Origin of the sequence: Acidovorax radicis (genome assembly GCF_020510705.1) — a bacterium.
GTDB classification, from domain to species: domain Bacteria; phylum Pseudomonadota; class Gammaproteobacteria; order Burkholderiales; family Burkholderiaceae_C; genus Acidovorax; species Acidovorax radicis_A.
On the sequence record NZ_CP075184.1, the window covers coordinates 4,567,694 to 4,594,327 of the forward strand.

Consider the following 26,634-nt stretch of genomic DNA (forward strand, 5'->3'; position numbering starts at 1 on the left):
GCTCGATCAGCGACAGGCAGCCACCCACCTTGAACCTCGCCCACACATCGGCACTAGGTGGCAGTGAAAACCTCAAGCCAAATTGGGTTCTAGCGCTTATCCAATAAGCGCTAGTAGCTATCAAATTATCAGTTTTCCCACCTCAGAACCCGTGTCGCGCTGGTACTTCGTACCACTGCCGCAACGGCACGGCTCATTGCGGCTGAACATGCATCGAATGCTATGCACGGCGACGAAAATTCAGCCGCCAAGCGCTGGGCCTGCTGGGTGTGCTGCGGGGCTGGTCGCCTTCGCTAAAACGCCAGCGGCACCCTCCCCGCTCAACCACCCGCCCCGCCCTTCGCCCCGGCTGGGGCCGCATCGCTCCCCATGCGGTCGATCAACACTGCGCTGGCAGCGTTGAGCCCCAGCACCTGCACCGCGCAGCCATGGTGACGCAGGCGCAGCACCACCTTGTCGAGCGCGGCCACGGCGGTGATGTCCCAGAAGTGGGCGTGCGTCACGTCGATGGCCACCGTGCGGCCCTCGGCGCCCAGCACGTCAAACGCTTCGATGAACGCGTCGGCCGAGGCAAAAAACACCTGGCCGGACACGCGCCAGGTGCGCTGGCCCAAGGCCGTGGCACCAGCGCCATCTGCGTGATCGGCGCCATCCGCATCGTCGTGCACACGCACCTCCAGCATGCGCGAGACCTTGAACGCAAAAAACACCCCGCTGAGCACCACGCCCACGGCCACGCCGGCGGCCAGGTTGTGGGTGGCGATGGTGACGGCCACGGTGGCCAGCATGGCGGCGCTGGACAGGCGCGGGTGGCGCACCAGGGCGCCGAGCGATTTCCAATCGAACGTCTCTGCCGACACCATGACCATGATGGCCACCAGCGCAATCACCGGCACCTGCGACACCCAGGGCTTGAGCGCCACCATGAGGATGAGCAGAAACACGCCAGCGAACAGTGTGGACAGGCGCCCGCGCCCGCCGTATTTCACGTTGCCCACGGCCTGGCCGATCATGCCGCAGCCCGCAATGCCGCCAAACAGGCTGGCCGCGATGTTGGCAAGGCCCAGGCCCGCGCATTCGCGGTTCTTGTCGCTGGGGGTATCGGTCAGCTCATCGACCACGGCGGCGGTCAGCACCGATTCGAGCAGGCCCACCATGGCAATCGCCAGTGCGGGCAGCAGGATGATGCGCAGCGTTTCGAGCGACACAGGCACCTGCGGCAGCGCAAACACAGGCAACGCGTCGGGCAGTTTGCCCAGGTCACCCACCGTGGGCAGGTGCAGCCCCAGCGCCGATGCCAGCACCGTGAGCACCACCACACAGATCAGCGGTGACGGAATGGCGGTGAGCGCAGGCCATGCCAGCCGCTGGCCCAGCCACGGCAGGCCGTAGATGAGCGCCAGCCCCAACGCCAGCGCCCCCCAGGTGGCCGTGCTGGCGCCGTGCAGGTGCGGCAGTTGCGCGGCAAAGATCAGGATGGCCAGCGCATTGACGAAGCCCGTGCGCACCGAGCTGGACACGAAGCGCATCAACACGCCCAGCTTCATCAGCCCAAACGCCACCTGCACCGCGCCTGCCAGCAGCCCCGCCGCCAGCAGGTAGCCCAGCCCGTGCGACTGCACCAGCGGCGCAGCCACCAGCGCCACCGAGCCTGCCGCCGCCGACACCATCGCAGGCCGCCCGCCGGTGAAGGCGATGACCAGGCTGATGACAAACGAAGCGAAGAGCCCCACCGAAGGGTCCACGCCCGCCACGAAGGAGAACGCGATGACTTCGGGGATGAGCGCAAACGTGGCCACAGCCCCGGCCAGCAGCTCGCGCGGAATGCTGGGCGCCCATTCGGCGCGCAGACGGGTCAGGGTGGAAGGGTTCATGCGGAGTGCCCTGCAAAAAGCAAAGCGCGCCCGAAGGCGCGCTGCGAGGAATTTCAGATCAAAACAGGCTCTAGCGCTTATCCATCAAGCGCCAATAGCTATTCAATTAATAGCAAACTACCCAACAAAATTAAGCGCCGTGGCACTTCTTGTACTTTTTGCCGCTGCCGCAGTGGCAGGGGTCATTGCGCCCCGGCTCGGGGGCCTTGCGCACCGTCTCCACGCGCGGGCCCATGCTCTTCCACAGCTGGCGCAGGTCGTACACGGCCCAGATGGCTTCGCCAAAGGCCTCGACGCGCGCCTGGCTGGTGCTGGGTGGGCCGTTCTCGTCGTACATGCAGACCTCGGGCTTGCCCGTGTCGTCTTCGGTCAGGGCGACGATGCTCTGCAGGGCATCATCCAGCCATTTGGCCGCCTCCTTGTCGCGCGGTGCGGCCCAGTCCTCGGGCCAGTTTTCTACCGCGAACATGAAGCCCAGGGCCCACACCTGGCCAAAGGACGGGATCTCCTGGTCGTCGCCCATCTCGGCGCGCTGCTCGTCGGTCAGGCTGGCCACGGCACCGCGCATGTCCATGGCCTCGGGCTGGTAGGTGCGGTCGTCGTCCAGCGTTTTGACGTCATCGTCGAGCTGGGTCACCACCTCGTTCCAGCGGCGCATCCACAGCTCGATGAAACGGGCCTGCTGGGCAGCGTCGGCAAAGGCGGGCAGCAAAGGCAACGCTTCGCCATCGGCCACATCAAGTTCTACGCCATCGCCCAGCAGCATGGGCAGGTATTCGGCAGGCGCGATGGGGCGGCGGCTGCAGATCAGCGCCGCCATATAGCCATCACAAAACTCCCACTGCGGAATCTCTTCGCCACGCGTGCGCAGGTCGTCCAGGATGTTGTCAATTTCTTCGAGATCGTCAGGGCCCAGGGCCGACACCACGGCGATGGCATCGATCTCTTCGGCGCCGGGGATGGGAAGGGTGGAATCAGTCATGGGGCTCCTGTCGTCAAGGGAGAATAAAGGGGTGCGGGCAGCAAACGTTACCTTTTATGATGCGCAGGGTGCCAAGCTTGGGCGTGGCCCGCGATGTGCAGGCAGGGTCACTCCGGGCAGGCACCGCGATGGCGCCGCTTGCGCAGCGCGAACACCACTTTTTTGCAGTGGGCAACCATCCGGAAAGGCCGCCAGTGTAGCCCCGCTGCCCAGCCGCCGCCAAAAAAACAGCCTCCACAGGACGCCCATGATCCACCGCCTGAACTCCTTGTACCCCGTGCGCTACACCACCTTTGCGCTGTGTGTTTTCGGGCTGCTGTTGTCGCTGTTTGCGCTGGTGGCCTTCGGCGTGGGGTTGTCGGGCGTCTTGGTGCTGGGGCCGCTGGTGGCCCTGGGGGTGTATGACCTGCAGCAGTCGCGCCATGCCATTTTGCGCAACTACCCGGTCATCGGGCATATCCGCTTCATGCTCGAATATGTGCGGCCCGAGGTGCGCCAGTATTTCATCGAGAGCGACAGCGAGGCCGCGCCGTTCTCGCGCGCACAGCGCTCGCTGGTGTACCAGCGCGCCAAAGGCGACCCGGACAACCGCCCGTTTGGCACGCACCTGGACGTGGGCGCGCGCGGCTATGAGTGGGTGAACCATTCGATGGCGCCCACCCAATTGCCATCGCACGACTTTCGGGTCTGGATCGGCGGTTGCCCCGATGTGCCCTCAACCTCGGTCGCGCCCTGCACCCAGCCCTATCAGGCCAGCGTGTTCAACATCTCGGCGATGAGTTTTGGCTCGCTGTCAGCCAACGCGATCCTGGCGCTCAACCAAGGGGCCAAGGCCGGCGGTTTTGCCCATGACACCGGTGAAGGCTCGATCTCGCAGCACCACCGCGTGCACGGCGGTGACCTGATCTGGGAGATTGGCTCGGGCTACTTTGGTTGCCGCCATACCGACGGCACGTTCAGCGAGGAGCGTTTTACCGCCAACGCCACCGACCCGCAGGTCAAGATGATCGAGCTCAAGCTCAGCCAGGGCGCCAAACCCGGTCACGGCGGCATCCTGCCCGGCGCAAAGGTCACGGCCGAGATCGCTGCCGCGCGCGGCGTGGCCGAGGGCGAGGCCTGCATCTCGCCAGCGCAGCACAGCGCCTTTCGCACACCGGTCGAGATGATGCAATTCATTGCCCGGCTGCGCACCCTGTCCGGCGGCAAGCCCACGGGCTTCAAGTTTTGCCTGGGCCACCCCTGGGAGTGGTTTGCCATCGTCAAGGCCATGCTGGTCACGGGCATCACGCCGGACTTCATCGTGGTCGATGGCGCGGAGGGCGGCACGGGGGCGGCGCCGGTCGAGTTCACCGATCACGTGGGCGCGCCGCTGCAAGAGGGCCTGCTGCTGGTGCACAACACGCTGGTGGGCGTGAACCTGCGCCACCGTGTGCGCATTGGCTGCGCAGGCAAGGTGATCACCGCGTTTGACATCGCGCGCATGATGGCGCTGGGCGCCGACTGGTGCAACGCGGGGCGCGGCTTCATGATGGCGCTGGGCTGCATCCAGGCGCAAACCTGCCACACCGGGCATTGCCCCACGGGCGTGACCACGCAAGACCCCGTGCGCCAGCAGGCCCTGGTGGTGCCCGACAAAGCCACGCGTGTGGCGCAGTTTCACCGCAGCACGCTGCATGCGCTGCAGGAGCTGGTGCAGGCGGCAGGCCTGCGCCATCCCAAAGACATCACCGCCCACCACATCGTGCGCCGCATCAGCGACACCGAGGTGCGCCTGCTCTCCAACCTCATCACCCGCATGCAACCTGGCGCGCTGCTGGGCCCGCTGGACGCGCAACACAACGTGTTCCGCCTGTACTGGCCCCTGGCCAGCGCCCACAGCTTTCAGGCCACCGAGCCAGCGCTGGAGCCTTCGGTGCCGCATCATGTGGAGATGGTGCAGGCGGCCGCAGCAGGCACTGCGGCAGTGGTGAGCGCAGAAGCGGCAGCATGATGACGATGGACACCCTGGCAAGCCCCACCCCACAGGCCCCCCTCGACTACAGCGCGTTTTTGCGGCAACAACTGGCCACGCAGCCGCGCAGCGTGATGGGCCACTTGGTGGGCCATGAACAGATCTGGGTGAAGCGTGCAGGCCCCCCGCACGGCATGGGCCGCTACCGGGCCATGGCGGTGCTGGCCGCCATGCTGCGGCTGGACATGCTGCGCCCCGTGCCCAACCCGGGCGGCCCCGCCGCCATCGCCACCGAAGTGCGTCGCCTGCACGAACTGGCCGCACGCGGCGTGCGTGTGCCGGTGGTGCTGGCCGTCCAGGAGAATGGTTTCGCCATGCGCCACCTGGGCCGTGTGGGCGAGGAGGCCCATTCACTGGGCAACGCGATGGAGCGGGCCCTGCGCGCGGACGACCACGCCGCCGTGCTCTCGCTGTGGCTGCAGGGGCTGGACGCGTTGACCCACGTGCACCGACTGGGCACCTGCCTGAGCCAGGCCTTCGCACGCAACATGGTGCGCGACCCCAGCGGCGCAGTCGTCTGCATCGACTTTGAAGACGATCCGGCTGCGGTGCTGCCGCTGCCGCTGTGCCATGTGCGCGACGCGCTGTGTTATGCCCACTCCACCGCCCTTTACCTGCGCCAAAGCGGCATGCTGCCCGAGGCGCGCGAGCGCTGGGCCGCGTGGGTGACGCAGGGCAACGCAGAGATGCAGGCCCTGCTGGCCACCAGCATCCGCCGCCTGGGGTGGATTCGCTGCCTGCCCACAGGCCGCACACTGGGCCGCGACCTGCAGCGCTTGCGAGCGGCGTACGATCTGCTGGGCAGGTAAGCGCCTGTTCTGAAAACACAGTTCTGAAAGCACAAGGTTTCGACGACAGACGCAACCGTCCTTAGCGGGCTGTGGTCATCCGCTGACAGCGCCCCCTGTGCAGTCCGTCTATGGTTCAGGCCGCGCTTTCATCTGCCCCTCTTCTTATCCATGCCCCCTCCTACCGCCACTGCCCCCACCAGCCCCGCTTCTGCACCGTTACCCCCCGGGGAGAGCAAGCCCCGGCGCCAGCGCCCACCCACGCTTTCGCGGGCGGCCTGGAAGCAGTTCATGGGCGTGGCCCGCCCCTACTGGGCGGGGGACAAGAAGCGCATGGCATGGGGCCTGCTCGCCCTGCTGATCGGGCTGATGGTGTGCGAGACACAACTGGCTGTCATGCTGATCGACAAGACGGGGGAGATGACGTCGGCACTGGCTGCCAAACAGGCCGACCGCTTCTGGGCCGCGGTTCGCACCAGCCTCTTGGTACTGGCGTTCGCGGTGCCGGTATACGCCTTCTATTACTACATGCGCGATGCGTTCTCCAACCACTGGAGGCGCTGGCTCACCCACCGCTTTCTCGACGGGTACCTGAGCGAGCGCAAATACTACGAAATTGGCGCCAGCAGCGGCATCGACAACCCCGACCAGCGCATCAGCGAAGACATCAACACCTTCACAGGCCGGTCCACGCACTTCTTGCTGATCTTCATCGGCTCGCTGATGCAACTGGTGGCATTCAGTGCGGTGTTGTGGTCCATCTCCAAAACCCTGGTGGCGTTTTTGGCCGTGTATGCCCTGCTGGGGACCTTCGGTGCGCTGTACTTGTTTGGCGCGCCGCTGATCCGGCTGAACTTCTGGCAAATCCGCCGCGAGGCGGATTTTCGATTCGGGCTGATGCGGTTGCGCGAAAACGCCGAATCCATCGCGTTCTATCGTGGCGAGCCCCAGGAGCGCGCCCAGATCGACCGCCGCTTCGAGGCCGCTTTCACCAACTACGCCCGGCTGATCAAGAAGCAGCTCTCCCTGAACCTGTATCAGCGCTCTTTCAGCCAGCTCACCTTGATCCTGCCCAGCATCATCCTGGCCAACGCGGTGCTGTCGGGCGACTTGGAGGTGGGGCGGGCCATCCAGGCGGCAGGCGCCTTCGCCGCCGTACTGGGCGCGATATCGCTGATCGTGGACAACTTCGAGAGCCTGAGCCGATTCGTGGCGGGCATCGACCGGCTCCACGCCCTGTCGCAGGTGGTGCTCAAAACCCCTGCCGCGCCCACCCCCTGGGCAGAACCCGGCACGGCGGTCTTAGCGGCGGACGCAACGGCGCCGCCCGCAGCGCCCGGTGAACCCGCCGAACCCCCACCGCAAATCGTCACCCGTATCGGCGAGGTACTGGCCATCGAAGAGCTGTCGCTCTACACACCACAATTTGGCCGCCTGCTGGTGCGCGGCCTGTCGCTGCAGCTGCAGCCCGGCGATGCGCTGCTGATCACCGGGCCGAGCGGCTGCGGAAAAAGCTCGCTCCTGCGTGCCATTGCCGGCTTATGGCGCACAGGCACCGGTACCGTACAGCATCCACCGCTGGAAGACGTGTTCTTCCTGCCCCAGCGCCCCTATATGCAGGTTGACACACTGCGCAGCCAGATCATCTACCCCAGCAGGCAGACCCTGCTGAGCGACGAACGCCTGCTGGCGCTGCTGCAGGAGGTGCACCTGGAATCACTGGCCGAACGTGTGGGCGGGCTCGACGCGTCGCACGATTGGGAAAAGCAACTGTCCATCGGAGAGCAGCAGCGCCTGGCCTTTGCCCGCGTGCTGGCACGCGAGCCCCGCATCGTGATCCTTGACGAGGCCACCAGCGCGCTGGACAGCGCCAATGAAGCCGCGCTCTACGAGCGCCTGCGCGCCAGCCATACCACCCTGATCAGCATCGCCCACCGCCCGGCTGTGCTCAAGCACCACACGCATGTGCTGGAACTCAAGGGCGAAGGCGCGTGGGAGCTGCACGCCGCCGCAGACTTCACGTTCGACCGCTGAGAACGTGTTCACGATCTGAGCGCGGCAGGCGCTCAGGCGTCGGCGAGTGTGGGCTCGACCGCGGGCTCCAGCACCAACGCCGTTGCCACATGGGCATCCAGCGTGAGCAGCCGCTTGCGCATACAAATCACCGCCTTGTCCTTGCTCAGCAAAATCGCCCGGTGCGCAGCAGCCAGATCGATGAACTTCTGGTCATCGGCGTCCTTGCAGACGTAGCTGATGCGCGGCGCGACGTCCACCAGGCGCGCCTGTGCGTCAAACCCTGCGAGCACCTGCCCCGCGTCCACGCGGTAGTACGCCATGCGTGCGGCGATGTGTGGGTAGGCCAGCACGCGCTCGAGCTCGTCGCGCATGACCTGGGTCGCTATCCAGGCCAGGCGCCCCTGGGCGAGCAACGCTCGCAGCGGGGCGGTGCGCGGGTCAGAGAAGATGAGCAAGTCCAGCGCGACGTTGGTGTCCACCACTACAGGGCGCGCTGGTTCGCCCGCTGCGGCCTCGGCCGCCAGGCGCAATTCAACCGGCATGGGGCGAGCCAGCGTCCGGGGTTTGGGATGGAGGCACCTTGGCGGCGCGGTCGCGCACCGCGCCCTTGATCATGTCGAAGCGGAACATGCGGCATTCAATGGGGCCGTTCCACATGGGCACGCGCCGCGATTCCTTCAGGCGCATCTTGCTGGGCAGCTTGAGGTCGGGGGTGAGCATCCAGGCCGTCCAACCACTGTAGTTCTTCTTCCAGTGGGCGGCCAGTTGAGCGAAGAACTCGCCACCATCCTCGGTGTGTGCCTCTTCACGGCCCACAGCCATGCCCTGGGCACGGTCGGCAGCGCGCTCGCCCGCATTGCGCCCCGCAGCGCCTGCGGCGGCAATACGCTCGCCATAAGGCGGGTTGAGCAGCATGACGCCGGGCTGCTCGCAAGGCGGCATGCGCTGCAAGGCGTCGCCGCCGCGCAGTTGCACCGCATGCGCCACACCGGCACGTTCGGCATTGCGCTCGGCAAAGTCAACCATCCGAAACGCAATATCACTGCCAAATATGGGTACAGCGCTTTCCTGGATTGCACCTTCAGCTTCATTTTTAATAGCATCCCAGACATGCGACTGGAATGGCAGCAGTTTCTCGAAGGCAAAGCGCCGCTGCAAACCCGCCGGGATGCGGCAGGCGATCTGCGCGGCCTCGATGGCAATGGTGCCGCTGCCGCAGCAGGGATCGTACAAAGGAACGGGGTTGTCGCCCAGCGGGTCCCACCCGCTGGCGGCGATCATCGCGGCAGCCAGGGTTTCTTTCAGGGGTGCATCACCCTTGGCCCCGCCTTCGCTCACATTGCGCCAGCCGCGCTTGAACAGCGGCTCGCCCGAGGTGTCGATGTAGATGGTGGCTTCGTCGGTGGTCAGGTGCAGGTGGATGCGCACATCGGGCCACTGCGTATTCACATCGGGGCGCACGCCGCTCTTGGCGCGAAAGCGATCGGCCACCGCATCCTTGACCTTGAGGCCCGCGAAATTGAGGCTCTGCAGCGGGCTGTGCTGCGCCGTCACTTCGACCTTGAAGGTCTGGCGCGTGGTGAACCAGATCTCCCAGGCCACATCGCTCGCGGCGGCATACAGGTCGTTCTCGGAACGGTACGGGCGGTGCGCCAGCTGCACCAGCACGCGCTGGGCCAGGCGGCTGTGCAGGTTCAGCAGCAGCGCATCGCGCCATGAGGCCTTCAGCAGCACACCGCCGCGGCCCATGAGCAGGTCTTGCCCCGTGAGGCCGGTGATGGCGTGTACTTCGTCGGCCAGGTAGCTCTCGACGCCGGCGGCGCAGGGGAGGAAAAGTTGGAGTTGGTTCATAAGACGGGATGCAAGGATACGCGCATCGTTCAAAGGGCGGCAGGGGTGCCGCCGGACGCCGCACGCTGCAGCAGCAATTGGTGAATGGAGTCGGGAATAGGCGCCACCTTGCGGCCGGCCCTGCCGATGAAAACGATGCCAATCTTGCCGCGCGCCACCTCGCGGCGCCGGGACTTTTCAGTCATTCGGAACACGAGATCGAAACCATAACGGTTGAAATCCGATGGGGTCATCTCCACACACATCGTCTCGCCATGAAAGCCCTCGGACTTGTACTGCGCCACGATGTCGCCCACCACAATGGACAAACCACCCACGTCGGCCTCAGGGTAACCCAGCGACTGGAAAAACCGCACGCGCGCTTCGGACACGAGGCTCAGCAGTTGCGCGTTGTCCAGATGCCCGCCTTGGTTGACGTGGCTGATGTAGATCTGCATTTCGGTGGCAAAACCGAAGTGCGAATGGAGGTCAAAAACGATGCGTGCCATGGGCGGTGTCAGAGGGAAAACGTACGGGGATACAGGGCCAGCTCGTTAGGTGCGGCACTGGCGCCACTTGGCCGAGTGCTGCGCACTTGTAACGTGCGCCGCGCCTTCATGCGCGCCGCCCTGAAAGAAATCGGCTACAGCGCCTTGCGCAGATTGGCTGGCGCAATTTTGAGCGCCTCGCGGTATTTGGCCACGGTGCGGCGCGCGCATTCAATGCCCTGCTCCTTGAGCATTTCGGCGATCTGGCTGTCGGACAATGGTTTGGTGGGGCTCTCGGCCGCCACGAACTGCTTGATGAGCGCGCGCACGGCGGTGCTCGATGCATTGCCACCGGTCTCGGTGCCCAGGCCCGATCCGAAGAAATATTTCAGCTCGTAGGTGCCAATCGGCGTGGCCATGTATTTGGCGGTGGTGACGCGGCTGATGGTGGATTCGTGCAGGCCCAACTCATCGGCAATGTCGCGCAGCACCAGGGGGCGCATGGCCAGCTCACCGTGGGTGAAAAAGTTCTTTTGCCGCTCGACGATCGCGCGCGACACACGCAAGATGGTGTCAAAGCGCTGCTGGATGTTCTTGATGAACCAGCGCGCCTCCTGCAGCCGCTGCTGCATGCCCTGATGGCCCTCGCCGCCCTTGTGGCCGCGCAGGGCGCCAGCGTAGATGTCGTGCACGCGCAGGCGCGGCATTACGTCGGGGTTGAGGCTGACGATGAAGTTGTGCTGACCATCGCGCCCATTGGCACGCCCGGCTTTGCGCACAATGACGTCGGGCACGATGATGTTGCGCTCCACATCCACGAACCTGCGCCCGGGGCGGGGCTCCAGCCGCGCGATCAGGGCCATGGCGGCGCGTGTGCGCTCCTCGCCATCGCCACACAGCTGGGTGAGGCGGCGGATGTCGCGGCGGGCCAGCATCTCCAGCGGCTGCTGGCAGATGCGCAGCGCGGTCTGCACGGTGTCGGGGTCGGCATCACCGTCGCCGTCTTCTCCGCGGGCCAATGCGTTGAGCTGCAGCGTGAGGCATTCGGCGAGGTTGCGAGCGCCCACCCCCGTGGGTTCGAGGCTTTGCAGCAGGCGCTGGGCCACGGTAAATCGGTGCACCAGCTCTTCGATCTGTGCCAGATCATCGGGACCGGCCAGGCTGATGGCGAGCTCTTCGAGTGAATCTTCAAGATAGCCGTCGTCGGTGAGCGACTCGATGAGAAACCTCAGCGCGGCGCGGTCGATCTCGGACAGGCGCAGCGCCAGCGCCTGGCGATGCAAGAAGGCCGTCAGCGACTCGTGTGAGCGGGCCAGCTCGGTGGCGTCGGCCTCGTCGCCTTCGGAGTCGTTGCGATTGCGGGCGGGCGCATCGCCGCCCCATTCGGCGTCGTTGGGAGCCATTTCCACGGTGCCGTCGCCGTTCCAGTCGGGTTCTTCAGCGCCGCCGCCTGAAGATTCAGCATCATTTTGGCCCTCAGCGCTTGTGGTGATTGCGCTAGCAGCTCCTAAATAAAGAGCATCATCGGCGCTGTAGTCGTCGGCCTGCGCAGGCGTGTCGGCCGCGTCCAGGCCAAACTCTTCGCGCGGTGCCTCTTCGTCCGTGCGGTCCAGAAAGGGGTTTTCGTCGAGCATCTGCTCGACCTCTTGCGACAGTTCAAGCGTGGACAACTGCAGCAGCCGAATGGACTGCTGGAGCTGGGGTGTCAGTGCAAGGTGCTGCGAAACGCGCAGCGAGAGACCAGGCTTCATTGCGTGAGGACCATGCTCACATGCGGAAATGTTCGCCGAGGTAAACGCGCCGCACCTCGGGGTTGTCCACGATCTCTGACGGTGTGCCCTGGGCCAGCACGCTGCCATCACTGATGATGAAGGCGTGGTCGCAAATGCCCAGCGTCTCGCGCACGTTGTGGTCAGTGATGAGCACCCCGATGCCGCGCGCCTTGAGAAAGCCGATGATGCGCTGGATCTCGATCACGGCAATGGGGTCGATACCGGCGAAGGGTTCGTCCAGCAGGATAAAACGCGGCTGCGTGGCCAGGGCGCGCGCAATCTCGACACGCCGGCGTTCGCCACCGGACAAGGCCAGCGCGGAGGAGTCGCGCAGGTGCTCCACGCGCAGTTCCTGCAGCAATGCGGTGAGGCGCTCTTCGATCACCGCACGCGCCAGAGGCTTGCCGTTGTCGTCATGCTGCAACTCCAGCACGGCGCGCACGTTCTCTTGCACCGACAGCTTTCTGAAGATGGACGCCTCTTGGGGCAGATACGACAGCCCCAGGCGAGACCGGCGGTGGATAGGCATGTCAGCCACCGAGTGCCCATCGATGCGGATGTCGCCGGCATCGCTGCGCACCAGCCCGACGATCATGTAAAACGACGTGGTCTTGCCAGCGCCGTTGGGGCCGAGCAACCCGACAACTTCGCCTTTTTGCACGACCAGCGACACGTCCTTGACCACCTTGCGGCTGCCATATGACTTGGCAAGATGCTGCACTTCCAGGCGACTGCCCGGCCGGGAGTCAGCGCCGGACACCTCAGGCCGCGCGCTCACTTGGCGCCGCCGCTGAGGCTGTTGCTCGGCCGCAACCCCGGGCCCGACGAGGGTGCTGCGGGCGAAGGGGCGGCAGCACCGGGCGGCGGATCCTTGGGCGCGAGCACTGCGCGTACGCGGCTGCCAGGGGTGGGCACATCACCGGCTGCATTGGTGGAGCGGGTACGCTGGCCGTCCACTGTAAACACGTCCGTGAGGTTGTTGTAGACGATCACGGCACCGGTGATCTCATCGCTGAGCGCGGAGCCCCGGTAGCGGCGCAATTCGGCGCGGGTGATGAAACGCACGTTGTCGGCCTTGCCGTCGTATTCGATGGTTTCGCTTTCTCCCTCGATGAACTCATCGGGGGCGCCCGGCAACGTGTCGCGCTTCTGGCGGAAAAACGCGCGTTTACCCGCTTCTGCCGTGACCACGCCGTACTGGTAACCGTCAGCGTCCTGGCGCACATCCAGCCGCGCACCGCGCAGCACGATGGAACCCTTGGTCATGACCACGCGGCCCGTGAACACGCTGGTCTGCTTGAGCTCATCGTGGCGCAGGGCATCCGCCTCGATGTTCATGGGCTTGGCGCGGTCGGCCTTTTCGGCATGGACGGCACCATGGACACCGGCCAAGGCCGTGAGCAGGAGGATCGGGAGGAGGCTGCGATTTTTCATAGGGCACGAATCTTGCAGTCATTGTAGCCACCAAGGGCACCCACCGTGCAATAAAAGCCCCCCATTCACCACAGAGCATCTTGCGTGCACAAAGCGGCAGGGGCTCGTCACCGCCGGGAGGGGTATAAAAAACAAAATGTTCCCGCGCTGAACAGCGTACCCCCGCCCGAAGGGGCCGCTTTTTTTGTTTTTTGTCTTGGAGTGGCCCGGCCACAAAAAAGCCCGCGCGAGCGAGCAGTTTTGAGGGGGTATGTAGCCGCCACAGGTTGCAACGCCTGCGTGCGGCCACTGGAACATTCAGCCTTTGCGGGCCGTCGCAGCCAAGGATTCCACCACCTGCAGCACGGTCTGCATGCTGCCCGCCATGGTGCCGTCGGTGTAGTACTTGCCCGCCACACCCATGGACGGAACGCCTTCCACCCCATAGGCATCCTGCAACTGGGAAGCGCGGCGCACCTGGTTGGACACGCTGAAGGAGTTGTAGACCTCCTTGAACTTGGCAACATCCAGGCCCTGCTTGCCGATCCAGGCAAAGATTTCATCATCCTTGGCAAGTTTTTGCTTTTCCACATGGATCGCACGGAACACTTTGACGTGGACATCGTCAAGCTTGCCCATGCCTTCGAGGGCGTAATACAACTTTTGTTGTGGCACAAAGCTGGCATTGAACGCCACAGGGACGCGGCGGATGGCCAGGTCCTTAGGGGCTGTTTTCACCCAGGCATCCAGCGTGGGTTCAAAAGCGTTGCAGTGGGGGCAGCTGTACCAGAAGAACTCGATTACATCGACCTTGCCAGCAGGCGCCTCGGGTGCCACGGGCTTGTCGAGCCGCTTGTAGTCTTTACCCTCTTTGAACTGGCGGGCCTGGGCCAACGCCGCAGGGGCCATGGGCAGCGTCAGGGCAGAAGCGGCAACCGCAGAGGCGGTAGACAAAGAAAACTCACGGCGTTTCATGAAAAAGACTCTCCTGGTTCAGTATGGGGAATGTGAGCCATGCCCACGCAAAAAGTTCAGACCTCACCAACACACGCCCGGCCCAGGCATTGACAACGCGGTGGAAGCAACCGGGCCATTGATTGGCTGGCGCGCTAGCGCTGCACGCGCACCAGCGCAGACTCTACCCCGGCAGTGACAAGTTTGTCTTTGAGCTGCTCGGCGTCGTCACGCTTGGTAAAGGGGCCTACACGCACGCGAAACACGGGCCGGCCATTTTGCTCACGCTCGCTCACACGGGCCTCCCACCCCAGCATCGCCAGCTTGGCGCGTTGCGCATCGGCGTCGGGCTGGGTGCGAAACGCACCGGCCTGCACAAAATAGTCAAACGGGTCCACATTGCCCTTGGCCGCAGCCTTGGCCACGGCCAGATCGCCCAGCGGGTCTGCGCCCGGTTTGCTCTCGGCTTTGGCGGCTTCAGGCTTGCTGGCGGCCGGCTTGGGAGCCACTGGCGCGACAGCAACGTTACCAGGCGCGGGCGCCGACGCCACACCAGCCACGGCGGGCGTGGCGGCGGGCGCTGGGGTCACGGGCCGCGCGGGGTTTTTGCCATAGAGCGGGGCGTTGGGGTCCCAGTTCTTGTTTTTCTGGGATTCCGCGGCATCCATGTCGACACCCCGGCCATTGCCCTTGTTGAGGAAGGGCACGGGCACCTTGGTCACGTAGACCGCCACGGCCAAAGCGGCTCCCAGGCCCACAATGACACCGACGATGAAGCCGATGACGGTCCCGCCTGTCTGTTGCTTTTTCATAATCTAAGTTATTGCTCACATTCTGGCTGGGGCTGAAACTCCCAGCACGGCCAAACCATTGTGCAATACCTGCGCCGTGGCGGCGACAAGGGCCAGACGCGCGCGCTTGACGATTTCATCGTCCACCAGGATGCGCTCAGCGTCGTAATAGCTGTGGTAGCTGGCGGCCAGATCGCGCAGGTAGAAAGTCACATCGTGCGGTGCTTCACCGTCGGCCGCGGCCGTGAGCATTTCGGGGTACTTGGCCAGTTGCAGCATCAGCGCCTGGGCTTGGGGGCCCTCGAGGGCCGACAGATCCACATCCTTGAGCGACGCCACATCGCCGCCACCGGCTTCTTGCCAGGCGCGCAGCACCGAGCAGATGCGCGCATGCGCGTATTGCACGTAATACACCGGGTTGTCGTTGTTCTGCGCCACGGCCAGGTCCACGTCGAAGGTGTACTCGGTATCGGGCTTGCGGCTGAGCAAAAAGAAACGCACAGCGTCCTTGCTGGTCCATTCGATCAGGTCGCGCAGCGTGACGTAGCTGCCCGCGCGCTTGCTGATCTTGACCTCTTCGCCGCCCTTGACCACGCGCACCATGGTGTGCAGCACGTAGTCGGGGTAACCCTGCGGGATGCCCACATCGGCCGCCTGCAGGCCGGCGCGCACACGGGCGATGGTGCCGTGGTGGTCGGTGCCCTGGATGTTCACCACCTTGGTAAAGCCACGCTCCCACTTGGCGATGTGGTAGGCCACGTCGGGCACGAAGTAGGTGTAGGTGCCGTCCTGCTTGCGCATGACGCGGTCCTTGTCGTCGCCGTAGTCGGTGCTCTTGAGCCACAGCGCGCCGTCCTGCTCGTAGGTCTTGCCATTGGCGATGAGCTTGTTCACCGTGGCCTCGACACGGCCGCTCGTGTACAGGCTGGACTCGAGGTAGTACTCGTCAAACTTCAGGTTGAAGGCCTGCAGGTCCTTGTCCTGCTCGTTGCGCAGGTAGGCCACGGCAAATTGGCGGATCGATTCGAGGTCTTGCACGTCGCCACTGGCGGTGAACTCGCGGTCGTCGGCCTTGACGGTCTTTTTGGCGAGGAAGTCGTTGGCGATGTCCTGGATGTAGTCGCCGTTATAGAACGCCTTGCTCGCAGGGTTCTCTGGGTCGATGGGCCAGCATTCGTCACCAGGCTTGAAGCCCTTGGCGCGCAGCTGGGTGCTGTTGGTCAGCGTCTGGATCTGCACGCCCGCGTCGTTGTAATAGAACTCGCGGTGCACCTTCCAGCCCTGGGTGGCAAAGAGATTGCAGATGGCATCGCCCAGCGCAGCCTGGCGGCCGTGGCCCACATGCAGGGGGCCCGTGGGGTTGGCCGAGACGAATTCGACCAGCACCTGCCGGCCATTGCCAGCCTGGTGGCCAAAACGCTCACCAGCGGCCAGCACCTCGCGCACCACTTCCTGCTTGGCAGCGGGCTGGAGACGGATGTTCAGAAAACCCGGCCCGGCAATGTCGATGGCCTGCACCCAGCGCGCAAAGGCAGGTGTGGCCTCCAGCGCCGCCTTGAGCTGCTCACCCAGCGCACGCGGGTTGAGCTTGAGCGGCTTGGCCAGCTGCATGGCGGCGGTGCACGCAAAGTCGCCATGGGCGGCCACCTTGGGCGATTCAAAAGCGGCGCGCGCAGCGGCGCCGGGAGACAGTTTTTCCAGCTCGCCGGCGAGCGCCGCGAGCAATTCCAGTTTGACGGAGAGCATGTGCGGATTCTACGGGTCGGCCGTCATCCGGATTCTCGTCCCAGGCGTTATGCTGTACAGCCCGTCTTGGGTGGCACTTCACCCAGGGGCTCTGTCCCACCTTGCAGGAGCATTACATGAAGAAACTGCTTTCCCTGATGACCGCGATTGGCCTGACCCTCTCCATGGCCACGGCACATGCTGCCGATGCCCCCGCCGCCGCCGCCTCCGCGCCAGCCAAGGCCCCCACCACGCAGCAAAGCAAGATGAAGACCTGCAATGCCGAAGCCACTGGCAAGAAGGGCGACGAGCGCAAGGCCTTCATGAAGGAATGCCTGTCTGCCGACAAGCCGGCAACGCAGCAAACCAAGATGAAGACCTGTAACGTGGATGCCAAGGGTAAAAAGGGCGATGAGCGCAAGGCCTTCATGAAGGAATGCCTGAGCAAGTAATCGCTCAACCCACGCATTGCTATCCCAAAGCCCGCCGGTGCAATCCGGGCGGGCTTTTTTCATTTCAAAACACGCATCGGCCGAGCCAGACAGCGTTCAGTCTGACCGGCTAACGCACGCCCATGGCAGCGCTTACCAGCCGCGGGCCCAGAAGACGGCAATCACCGCCACCACCGGCAATACGTGCGACTGGGTCATCACGAGGCGGCGCACCTTGGCGACCTCTGGCGCACCGGGCAGGGCTCCCGTGCTCAGCAGGTCGCGACGCCAGCGGCGAAAGGCGAGCGATGGAACGAAGGACAAGATGACCATGGCCAGAACGATAGTGATCTTGATGTGAAACAGCGGCTGCGAGAGGTACCACGACGCACCCTTGACCCCCCAGATGACACGCGCTATGCCGCTGCCGATCATCACCACCCCCGCCACGCCATAGATCACATCGAGCCGGGCCAAGCGCTCGACCACGGCGGCGTTGAGCCATTCGATGCGGCACAGCGCGGCCTGGCTGGACAAAAAGACCACAAAGGTCAGGATCGCCACCACGTGCAGGGCGGCCAGGATGGCTTCGAGGGTCATGAGCGTTCCTTGTAATGCCCTGTATCCATTGAAGCGCCGCTGTGAAACACGCGGATTGGCAGAGACAGGGTTGGCAGATATTGTGCTTGAACGAGCCGACCCCAGCCCTGCACCCTGCACATGCGGCGAGACGGGCTCAGCGACACTCGTCCATACCGCGGTGCCGCCTTCCCCAAAAAAAACGGTGCGTGCCCGAAGACACGCACCGCTGCGAACGCAGTCGCAGAGACGGGATCAGGCCACAGCGCGGGCCCCGGCGCCCACGGGCGCGGCGGCGATGGCGGTATGAGGGGCCGGCAGTGCATGGCCGTTCAAGGCGGCATCCAGGCGGTCGTGGTCCAGCGCGTTTTCCCAGCGCGAGACCACCACCGTCGCCACGGCGTTGCCGATGAAATTGGTGAGCGAACGGCATTCGCTCATGAAGCGGTCCACGCCCAAGATCAGAGCCATGCCGGCCACCGGCACTTCAGGCACCACAGCCAGCGTGGCGGCCAGGGTGATGAAGCCAGCGCCCGTCACACCGGCTGCGCCCTTGGAGCTGAGCATAGCCACCAGCAGCAGGGCCACCTGATGGCTCAGTGTCAGGTGGGTGTTGGTAGCCTGGGCAATGAACAGGGCAGCCAGCGTCATGTAGATGTTGGTGCCGTCCAGGTTGAACGAGTAGCCTGTGGGAACCACCAGGCCAACCACCGACTTGCTGCAACCGGCTTTTTCCATTTTTTCCATCAGCGAAGGCAGGGCCGATTCGGATGAGGACGTACCCAGCACCAGCAGCAGCTCGGCCTTGAGGTAGCGGATCAGCTTGATCACCGAGAAGCCACACAGGCGAGCCACGATGCCCAGGATCACCACAACAAAAAGGACCGAGGTGAGGTAGAACGAGCCCACCAGCCAGGCCAGATTCACCAGCGACCCGAGGCCAAACTTGCCGATGGTGAAGGCGATGGCACCAAAAGCGCCCAAGGGCGCGGCCTTCATGAGGATACCCACCAGCTTGAACACAGGCGCCGTGAGCGCTTCCAGAAAGCTCAGCACGGGCGCACCACGGTCACCGACCATGGCCAGGGCGGTGCCAAACAACACCGCCACAAACAGCACCTGCAAGATGTTGTCCCCCACAAACGGGCTCATCAGCGTCTTGGGAATGATGTCCATCGCAAACCCCACCAGCGTGAGCTCGTGCGACTTGGCCACATACGACTTCACTGCGGTTTGGTCCAGATCCGCGGGGTTGATGTTCATGCCCGCACCGGGCTGCACCACGTTGGCCACCACCAGGCCCACGATCAGGGCCAGGGTGGAGAAGAACAGGAAGTACGCCATGGCCTTGCCGAACACACGGCCCACCGTGCGCAGGTGGGTCATGCCCGCAATGCCGGTGACGATGGTCAGGAAGATCACCGGCGCAATGATCATCTTGACCAACTTGATGAACGCGTCACCCAGCGGCTTGAACTCTGTGGCGAACGCCGGCTCGAAGTGACCGAGCAGCACGCCCAGAACAATGGCCACCACCACCTGAAAATACAGTTGTCGATAAAAAGGCAGCCGTACGGAGTCGGCGGGTTCGGCATGAATGACGTGCATAAAAGGGGGCTCCAGAAGTCACGGTGACAGCACCTTCGGGGGTGTGTCGAGGGTGCCGTTTGTACCGCTGCACGCTTTTTGTGCCGATAACCTATTGGTATTAGTCTGTGACGCGCTCATAGGCAGCCACCCGGCAAACCGAGGGTAAACACCAATGTCGCTGCCGGTTGCGGCACACTCCCCATGCGCCCGCCGACGTGTCCTTTGAGCCCGCTCCCAACGCCCCGCCCCGCCCCCGCCCCACCGCTTAGCCATGCCGACACCCCACCGCCGCAAATTCTGGACTGTGCTCATACTGCTGGGCGGCATGGCCGCCAGCATGTTCGTGGCGGGCCAGTGGGCCTGGCAGCGGTCGCTGCACGATGAAAGCGACACGGTGCAACGCCAGCTGGCCCTGTACGGGCAGACGCTGGCCCAGCGCATCGACCGCTACCGCACGCTGCCCGAGGTGCTGGCACTGGACAAACAGCTGCGCGATGCCCTGCGCCACCCCTTGAGCGCCGCGCAGGTCGAGCAGCTCAACCGCAAGCTGGAGCAGGCCAACGGCGCCAGCCAGTCCTCCACCCTCACACTGATCAACCGCAGCGGCACCGCCATTGCCGCCAGCAACTGGCGCACCGCCACCAGCAACGTGGGCATGGACTACAGCTTTCGGCCCTATGTGCAGCAGGCGCTGACCCAGGGCAGCGGCAGCTTCTATGGCATTGGGGTGACGACGGGCGAGCCGGGGTATTTCCTGTCGCAGGCCATTCGCGACGACAGCGGCCAGACGCTGGGGCTGGTGGCCATCAAGATTGCGCTGCAGGAGCTGGAGCGCGAGTGGCTGCAGACGCCCGACATCGTGCTCGCATCGGATGCCCATGGTGTGGTGTTTCTGGCCAGCCAGGACGCCTGGCGCTATCGCTTGCTGGACCCGCTGGACGACGCGGAGCGCCGCGAACTCAGTGCCACGCGGCAGTATTCCGAGCAGCCACTGCGGCCCCTGGACTACAGCGTGGAGGACCACATGGACAACGGCGGCCGCCTTGTGCGCTTGCAAACGCCCGGCCTGTCGACCCTGCAGGGCCGCGTGTTGTGGCAAACGCAGCAGCTGCCGGGCACGCCGTGGCAGCTGCATCTGCTGCACGGCACACGCAACAGCATGTCGGACAGCCGCTGGGCCGCAGCGGCCGGGGCCGGCGGCTGGCTGGCGCTGAGTATGCTGGTGCTTTTTGTGCGCCAGCGCCAGCGGCTTGCCACGCTGCGCCAACGCAGCCGCCAGGAGCTGGAGACCGTGCTGCAGCAACACGCACAAGAGCTACGCACCGCGCAGGACGGCATCGTGCAGGCGGCCCAGGAGGCCGACACCGGGCTGTCGCGCAGCCTGGAGCATCTGCCCCAGGGCGTGGTCATCATCGACGCCGACCTGAAGCTGGTGGCCTGGAACTCACGCTATGTGCAGCTGTTTCGCTATCCGGCCGACCTGATGCGCGTGGGCCAGCCCATCGAGGCCCTGCTGCGCCACAACGCACGCCGGGGGCTCCTCGGCCCGGGCCCGGCCGATGACACCATTGCCCGGCGCCTGTCGCACCTGCGCAGCGGCACGCCCCACCTGCACGAAAGCGCAAAAGACGATGGCACGGTGCTGGAGATTCGCGGCAACCCGCTGCCCGATGGCGGTTTTGTCACCAGTTATGCCGACATCACCAGCTACAAAAACGCAGCACGCGAGCTGCGCTCTCTGGCCGACGCGCTGGAGCAGCGTGTGGCCGACCGTACCCGCGACCTGGACGCGGCCCGGCGCGAGGCCGAGCAGGCCAACCGCTACAAGACCCGCTTCGTGGCCGCCGCCGTGCACGACCTGCTGCAGCCGCTGAACGCAGCGCGCATGTTCACCTCGCTGTTGCGCGGACACCTGCACGACGAAGCCGGGCGCCGCGCAGCCGACAGCATCGATGGCGCACTGGCCGCGCAGGACGCCATTCTGGGCAGTCTGCTGGACATTGCACGCATGGAATCGGGCCAGTTGGAGGTGCGCATCCGCGACGTGGCGCTGGGCCCGGTGCTGCAGGTGCTGGCCCATAACTTTGGCGTGCTGGCCGAGAGCCGGGGGCTGGCGCTGTCGTGCGTGGACACCCACTGCGTGGTGCACACCGACGAAAACCTGCTGCGCCGTATCGTGCAGAACTTTGTCTCCAACGCGATCCGCTACAGCCGGCGTGGTCGCATCGTGGTGGGCTGCCGTCGCGACGGCGACCACGTGCGCATCGAGGTCCACGACCAGGGCCCTGGCATTCCAGAGGCACTGCAGCGCGAGATTTTTGAAGAGTTTCGCCGCCTTGACGAAGGGGGCGACGGCGACCGTGGCGCGGGCCTGGGCCTGGCCATCGTCGAGCGGCTCGGTCGCCTGCTGGGCCACGACATTGGCCTGCGCTCGCAGCTGGGCCGGGGCAGCGTGTTCTGGGTGCGGGTGCCGCTGGGCGACGCGGCCGCAGCGCAACGCATCGCCCCGCCGCCGAGCACCGCCAACCAGCCCGACGACGCCCCTCTGCATGGCAGCAGCGCCTGGGTGGTCGAAGACGACGGCCCGACCTGCGCGGCCACCCAGGCCCTGTTGCAACGCTGGGGCTGCGCCGTGCCGCTGGCTGCGGGTGCCCCCGAGGCCCTGGCCCATGCGCAGCCCGGCCAGGCGCCGCAGCTGGTGCTGCTGGACGTGCACCTGGGCCCCGGCCACTACGGCCCCGACGTGTATGCCGCGCTGTGCGAGCGCTGGGGGCAAACGCCCGCCGTGATCCTGGTCACCGCCGAGCGCGATGCCACGCTGCGCCGCCAGGCGGCTGAACGGGGCTGGGGTTTCCTGGCCAAACCGGTGCGGGCGCCTGCGTTGCGGGCGTTGATGAGCCAAACCCTGCTGCGCCTACGCGAAAGCGCGCCGGAGCCAGAGTGAGCTTTGCGCGACGAACTATTAAATTGATAGCTGCCAGCGCTTATCCATAAAGCGCTAGAGCCAATGTTGGCTATAAATTCATTAACACCCTGAATATCAGGGCCCGCTCTCAGGCTCCAGGCTCTTGACCAACACCGCCGCCTGCGTGCGGCTGTAGCACGCGAGTTTCTTGAGGATGGCGGTGACATGCACCTTCACGGTGTTCTCGGCCAGCCCCAGCTCTGCGGCGATCTGCTTATTCAGCAACCCATCGGCCAGGCACAGCAGCACCCGAAATTGCTGTGGTGTGAGCTGGGCCAGGCGCGCAGCCAACTCGGCATCGGCCTCGGATCGCTCGGCCGCCATGGGCGCAAACCAGCTGCCGCCCTCCAGCACCGTGGCGATGGCCTCGCCCATGGCTTCGGCAGGCGCCGACTTGGGGATAAAACCGGCGGCACCAAACTGCTGCGCTCGGCGGATCACCCGGGGGTGATCGTTGGATGAGATCACCACCACCGGCACCTCGGGGTATTCGCCGCGCACGTGCAGCAGCGCCGAAAAGCCGCGCGCACCGGGCATGCTCAGATCCAGCAGCACCAGCTCGATTTCGGGGTGCTGCTGCAGCATGCTGCCCAGGGTGGCGGCGCTGGCTGCCTCCAGGGTGCTGAACTGCGGCAGCCGCTCGTGCAGCACATGCAGCACAGCGGTACGAAACAGAGGATGGTCATCGGCGACCAGCAGCGCGGGCTTGGACATGGCCTGCAGTCTGCCACGGCGCGGCCGCCTGGGCACGGCGGGCAGGTGATGCCAACGCCCGCGTGCCCGCCGCGGGCGCTTTGAGCTTTGACTCTGCCAGCCCCCGGGGCCGCGCCGTCCTCAGGGCAAGGTGGCCAACGGCGGCTCGGGCGCAGGACCTAAAGCCCGCCCCGCCAAAACGCGGGCTGTGCGTATTGGTGCTTGAGGTAGTCGATCCACAGCCGCACACGCAGCGGCATGTGTTTGCGCTGCGGAAACACCATATAGATGCCGTTGGGCGGCGCAGCAAATTCTTCCAGCACCGCCACCAGGCGCCCCGCAGCCACTTCGGCCTCGACCTCCCAGGTGCTGCGCCAGGCAATGCCATAACCGGCCAGGCACCAGTCGTGCAGCACCTGCCCGTCCGAGCAGTCGAGCGGCCCGCCGGGCTTGAGGTGCACGACCTCGGTGGCGTCTGTGGTGGCGGTGGCGCCGTCCGCGTCGGCGGTGTCGGCGGCGCGGCCCACCGGCATGCGAAACGCCCAGCCGCGCGTTTGCGAGGCCTCGCTCGACAACGTCAGGCAGTCGTGCCCCGACAGCTCGCTGGGGTGGCGCGGCGTGCCGTGGCGCTGCAGGTAGGCGGGCGTGGCCACGCACAAGCGCCGGTTATCGGCAATGCGCACGCTCACCAGCGACGAGTCGGGCAGATCCCCCACGCGCACGGCGCAGTCATAACCCTCGCCCGCCAGGTCCACCACCCGGTCGCTCAGGTTCAGCGAAATCGTCACGTCGGGGTGATCGGTGCGAAAACGCGGCACCAGCGGGGCCACGTGGCGCCGGCCAAACCCTGCGGGTGCGGTGATGCGCAAATGGCCGGTGGCCTTGACGCCGCCTTCGGACACACTGGCTTCGGCATTGGCCACGTCCGACAACAAGCGCTGGCAGTCTTCCAGAAAGGCGCTGCCCTCGTGCGTGAGGCTGATGCGCCGCGTGGTGCGCACCAGCAGCTTCACGCCCAAGTGCTCCTCCAGCGCATCGAGCCGTCGGCCCATGATGGCGGGCGCTACCCCCTCGGCCTTGGCGGCTGCGGTGAGACTACCCCGCGTGGCGACGGAGACGAAGGATTCAAAGGCCTTGAGTTTGTCCATGGGTGCGGAAAGAAGGAACAGGTTCGGGGACCGGCAGGCAGCGCTTTGGCAGGGCCATCCATCGCCGAATACAAGCCAAAACAGGGTCTAGCGCTTTATGGGCAAGCGCCAAAAGCTACCTTTTTTATAGCAATCATCAGCGCGATAGTGCCCAACCATCCCCGTCGGCGGCCACCCATGCATCGCTTGAGACAGGGGCGCAACTTGTTCAGTTTTGCATAAAAGTCACTGGTTTTGAACTTTTGAGCGTCTTTATGTGGGCAAATATTTGCAATACAGTCTGATCCAAGGCCCCTCAATGGGGGTTTCGTTGATTTTTTTTATCTATCCATCGCATCCCAAACCCGAGGCTCCCCATGACCGATCGCACCAAAGTCCACGGCCTGCAAGTAGCCACCTCCCTGTACCGCTTTGTCGAAGACAAGGTGCTGCCCGGCACGGGTGTCGATGCCGCCGCCTTCTGGAAGGGCTTTGACGCCATCGTGGCCGACCTGGCCCCGCGCAACATCGCCCTGCTGGCTGAGCGCGACCGCCTGCAGACCGAGCTGGACACCTGGCACAAGGCCAACCCCGGCCCGATCAAGGACATGGTGGCCTACCGCAGCTTTCTAGAAAAGATCGGCTACCTGGTGCCCCAGCCTGCCGACGTGAAGGCCACCACCACCAACGTGGACGACGAGCTGGCCACGCAGGCCGGCCCGCAACTGGTGGTGCCCATCCTGAACGCGCGCTATGCACTGAACGCAGCCAATGCCCGCTGGGGCAGCCTGTATGACGCGCTGTATGGCACGGATGCGATCCCCGAGACCGATGGCGCTGAAAAGGGCAAGGGCTACAACCCCGTGCGCGGTGCCAAGGTGATTGCGTTTGCACGCCAGGTGCTGGATGACACGGCGCCCCTGGCCTCGGGCTCGCACAAGGATTCGACTGGCTACAAAGTGGAAGGCGGCCAGTTGGTCGTGTCGCTTGCCAACGGAAGCACCACGGGCTTGAAAGACGCCTCGCAGTTCAAGGGCTACCAAGGCAATGCCGCCGCGCCTTCATCGGTGCTGCTGCAGCACAACGGCCTGCACCTGGACATCCAGATCGACCGCAGCACGCCCATCGGCCAATCGGACGCGGCGGGCGTGAGCGACCTGGTGCTGGAAGCAGCCCTGTCCACCATCCTGGACCTGGAAGACTCCGTGGCCGCCGTGGACGCTGAAGACAAGGTGCTGGGCTACAGCAACTGGCTGGGCATCATCCAGGCCACGCTGACCGAGCAGGTCGCCAAGGGCGGCAAGACCTTCACGCGCGGCCTGAACCCTGACCGCATTTACACCAGCGCCACAGGTGGCGAAGTGCGCCTGCATGGCCGCTCGCTGATGTTCCTGCGCAATGTGGGCCATCTGATGACCAACCCGGCCATCCTGTGGACCGACGCGCAGGGTGCGGTGCGCGAGATCCCCGAAGGCATCATGGACGCAGTAGTGACCACCGCCATCGCATTGCACGACCTACAAGGTCATGGCGCCAATGGAATCCGTAACAGCCGCAAGGGCAGCGTCTACATCGTCAAGCCCAAGATGCACGGCCCCACCGAAGTGGGTTTTGCCGCCGAGCTGTTCGGCCGTGTCGAGAAGCTGCTGGGCTTGCCCGACAGCACCGTCAAGCTGGGCATCATGGACGAAGAGCGCCGCACGTCCGTCAACCTCAAGGCCTGCATCGCTGCAGCATCGAGCCGCGTGGCATTCATCAACACCGGCTTCCTGGACCGCACGGGCGACGAAATGCACACCGCCATGCACGCCAGCCCCATGGTGCGCAAGGGCGACATGAAGACCAGCGCCTGGATCCAGTCGTACGAGAAGAACAACGTGCTGGTGGGCCTCTCCTGTGGCCTGCGCGGCAAGGCGCAGATCGGCAAGGGCATGTGGGCCATGCCCGACCTGATGGCAGAAATGCTCAAGCAGAAGATCGCCCACCCCAAGGCCGGCGCCAACACCGCCTGGGTGCCCAGCCCCACGGGCGCTACGCTGCACGCGCTGCACTACCACCAGGTGTTGGTGAGCGACATCCAGATCGAGCTGGAAAAGACCGATGTGAACGCCGAGCGCGACAACCTGCTGACCGGCCTGCTCACCGTGCCCGTGGCCGCCAACCCGAACTGGAGCGACGCCGAGAAGCAGCAGGAGCTGGACAACAACGCCCAGGGCATCCTGGGCTACGTGGTGCGCTGGGTGGACCAGGGCGTGGGCTGCTCCAAGGTGCCCGACATCCACAACGTGGGCCTGATGGAAGACCGCGCCACGCTGCGCATCAGCAGCCAGCACATGGCCAACTGGCTGCTGCACGGCGTGGTGACGCATGCCCAGGTGAAGGAGACCTTCGAGCGCATGGCCGCCGTGGTGGACGGCCAAAACGCGGGCGACCCGCTGTACCAGCCCATGGCCGGGCACTTCGACACGAGCATGGCTTACAAGGCCGCCTGCGACCTCGTTTTCAAGGGCCTTGAGCAGCCCAGCGGCTACACGGAGCCGCTGTTGCACGCGTGGCGGTTGAAGGTGAAGGCGGCGAGCCACTGAGCAACCTGCTAAAGCGCCCG

General features: G+C 65.1%; 22 protein-coding genes. 6 read left to right on the top strand and 16 right to left on the bottom strand.

Annotated features, from left to right (window positions below; genetic code table 11):
- Window positions 1–120: 120 nt before the first annotated feature.
- The 3 genes from KI609_RS23120 to KI609_RS20960 all read right to left on the bottom strand — a co-directional run bounded on the left by KI609_RS23120 (window position 121) and on the right by KI609_RS20960 (window position 2,856).
- Window positions 121–210, bottom strand: a complete 90-nt coding sequence (locus KI609_RS23120; protein WP_226445457.1) for an SEC-C metal-binding domain-containing protein — start codon at window positions 208–210, stop codon at window positions 121–123.
- Window positions 211–320: 110 nt separating this feature from the next.
- Window positions 321–1,874, bottom strand: a complete 1,554-nt coding sequence (locus KI609_RS20955) for a SulP family inorganic anion transporter (RefSeq protein ID WP_226445458.1) — start codon at window positions 1,872–1,874, stop codon at window positions 321–323.
- Between the two features lie 130 nt (window positions 1,875–2,004).
- On the bottom strand, window positions 2,005–2,856 hold the full coding sequence (locus KI609_RS20960) for a YecA family protein (protein ID WP_226445459.1): 852 nt from the start codon (window positions 2,854–2,856) through the stop codon (window positions 2,005–2,007).
- A 247-nt stretch (window positions 2,857–3,103) separates the two neighbouring features.
- Between KI609_RS20960 and KI609_RS20965 the strand changes: the two genes are divergently transcribed.
- From KI609_RS20965 to KI609_RS20975, 3 genes are all read left to right on the top strand, one after another.
- The gene (locus KI609_RS20965) at window positions 3,104–4,846 is read left to right on the top strand and encodes an FMN-binding glutamate synthase family protein (RefSeq protein WP_226445460.1); all 1,743 of its coding nucleotides are present in this window, start codon (window positions 3,104–3,106) and stop codon (window positions 4,844–4,846) included.
- A complete protein-coding gene (locus tag KI609_RS20970; RefSeq protein WP_226450557.1) occupies window positions 4,846–5,676 on the top strand; it encodes a hypothetical protein in 831 nt (276 codons plus the stop codon). The genes KI609_RS20965 and KI609_RS20970 overlap by 1 nt, the downstream gene beginning before the upstream one ends.
- 270 nt (window positions 5,677–5,946) lie before the next feature.
- Entirely contained in the window at window positions 5,947–7,689 is a 1,743-nt protein-coding gene (locus KI609_RS20975) for an ABC transporter ATP-binding protein/permease (protein WP_226450558.1), read from the top strand.
- Window positions 7,690–7,721: 32 nt separating this feature from the next.
- Here KI609_RS20975 and KI609_RS20980 read toward each other — a convergent pair whose 3' ends face one another.
- The 9 genes from KI609_RS20980 to argS form a co-directional block, all read right to left on the bottom strand.
- Window positions 7,722–8,213 (bottom strand): putative toxin-antitoxin system toxin component, PIN family, encoded by a 492-nt coding sequence (locus KI609_RS20980; RefSeq protein ID WP_226445461.1) that lies wholly within the window; start codon window positions 8,211–8,213, stop codon window positions 7,722–7,724.
- Entirely contained in the window at window positions 8,203–9,522 is a 1,320-nt protein-coding gene (locus KI609_RS20985; protein WP_226445462.1) for a THUMP domain-containing class I SAM-dependent RNA methyltransferase, read from the bottom strand. The genes KI609_RS20980 and KI609_RS20985 overlap by 11 nt, the downstream gene beginning before the upstream one ends.
- Before the next feature lie 29 nt (window positions 9,523–9,551).
- Entirely contained in the window at window positions 9,552–10,010 is a 459-nt protein-coding gene (locus KI609_RS20990) for an acyl-CoA thioesterase (protein WP_226445463.1), read from the bottom strand.
- 134 nt (window positions 10,011–10,144) lie between these two features.
- Window positions 10,145–11,740, bottom strand: coding sequence for an RNA polymerase factor sigma-54 (locus KI609_RS20995; protein ID WP_226445464.1), 1,596 nt, complete (start codon window positions 11,738–11,740; stop codon window positions 10,145–10,147).
- Between the two features lie 16 nt (window positions 11,741–11,756).
- Entirely contained in the window at window positions 11,757–12,539 is a 783-nt protein-coding gene (lptB, locus tag KI609_RS21000) for an LPS export ABC transporter ATP-binding protein (RefSeq protein WP_226445465.1), read from the bottom strand.
- Complete coding sequence (gene lptA, locus KI609_RS21005) at window positions 12,536–13,195, bottom strand: lipopolysaccharide transport periplasmic protein LptA (RefSeq protein ID WP_226445466.1); 660 nt, start codon at window positions 13,193–13,195, stop codon at window positions 12,536–12,538. The genes lptB and lptA overlap by 4 nt, the downstream gene beginning before the upstream one ends.
- Window positions 13,196–13,492: 297 nt before the next feature.
- A complete protein-coding gene (locus KI609_RS21010) occupies window positions 13,493–14,149 on the bottom strand; it encodes a thiol:disulfide interchange protein DsbA/DsbL (RefSeq protein WP_226445467.1) in 657 nt (218 codons plus the stop codon).
- Between the two features lie 134 nt (window positions 14,150–14,283).
- On the bottom strand, window positions 14,284–14,940 hold the full coding sequence (locus tag KI609_RS21015) for an SPOR domain-containing protein (RefSeq protein ID WP_226445468.1): 657 nt from the start codon (window positions 14,938–14,940) through the stop codon (window positions 14,284–14,286).
- 15 nt (window positions 14,941–14,955) lie between these two features.
- A complete protein-coding gene (gene argS / locus KI609_RS21020; RefSeq protein WP_226445469.1) occupies window positions 14,956–16,665 on the bottom strand; it encodes an arginine--tRNA ligase in 1,710 nt (569 codons plus the stop codon).
- Between the two features lie 116 nt (window positions 16,666–16,781).
- On the opposite strand from argS, the gene KI609_RS21025 reads away from it, so the two are divergent.
- Window positions 16,782–17,096, top strand: coding sequence for a PsiF family protein (locus KI609_RS21025; RefSeq protein ID WP_226445470.1), 315 nt, complete (start codon window positions 16,782–16,784; stop codon window positions 17,094–17,096).
- A 132-nt stretch (window positions 17,097–17,228) separates the two neighbouring features.
- Here KI609_RS21025 and KI609_RS21030 read toward each other — a convergent pair whose 3' ends face one another.
- Together KI609_RS21030 and KI609_RS21035 are read right to left on the bottom strand one after the other, a co-directional pair.
- Window positions 17,229–17,675 (bottom strand): DUF2214 family protein, encoded by a 447-nt coding sequence (locus tag KI609_RS21030; RefSeq protein WP_226445471.1) that lies wholly within the window; start codon window positions 17,673–17,675, stop codon window positions 17,229–17,231.
- Window positions 17,676–17,909: 234 nt separating this feature from the next.
- The gene (locus tag KI609_RS21035) at window positions 17,910–19,262 is read right to left on the bottom strand and encodes a dicarboxylate/amino acid:cation symporter (protein ID WP_226445472.1); all 1,353 of its coding nucleotides are present in this window, start codon (window positions 19,260–19,262) and stop codon (window positions 17,910–17,912) included.
- Between the two features lie 253 nt (window positions 19,263–19,515).
- On the opposite strand from KI609_RS21035, the gene KI609_RS21040 reads away from it, so the two are divergent.
- Entirely contained in the window at window positions 19,516–22,188 is a 2,673-nt protein-coding gene (locus tag KI609_RS21040) for a PAS-domain containing protein (RefSeq protein WP_226445473.1), read from the top strand.
- 96 nt (window positions 22,189–22,284) lie between these two features.
- Here KI609_RS21040 and KI609_RS21045 read toward each other — a convergent pair whose 3' ends face one another.
- Window positions 22,285–22,923 carry a LuxR C-terminal-related transcriptional regulator gene (locus KI609_RS21045; RefSeq protein ID WP_226445474.1) on the bottom strand — a complete coding sequence of 213 codons (639 nt, stop codon included), beginning with the start codon at window positions 22,921–22,923 and terminating at the stop codon, window positions 22,285–22,287.
- Between the two features lie 158 nt (window positions 22,924–23,081).
- Window positions 23,082–24,050 (bottom strand): LysR family transcriptional regulator, encoded by a 969-nt coding sequence (locus KI609_RS21050; RefSeq protein ID WP_226445475.1) that lies wholly within the window; start codon window positions 24,048–24,050, stop codon window positions 23,082–23,084.
- 356 nt (window positions 24,051–24,406) lie between these two features.
- Here KI609_RS21050 and KI609_RS21055 point away from each other — a divergent pair, with 356 nt between their 5' ends.
- The gene (locus KI609_RS21055; RefSeq protein ID WP_226445476.1) at window positions 24,407–26,614 is read left to right on the top strand and encodes a malate synthase G; all 2,208 of its coding nucleotides are present in this window, start codon (window positions 24,407–24,409) and stop codon (window positions 26,612–26,614) included.
- Window positions 26,615–26,634: the final 20 nt, after the last annotated feature.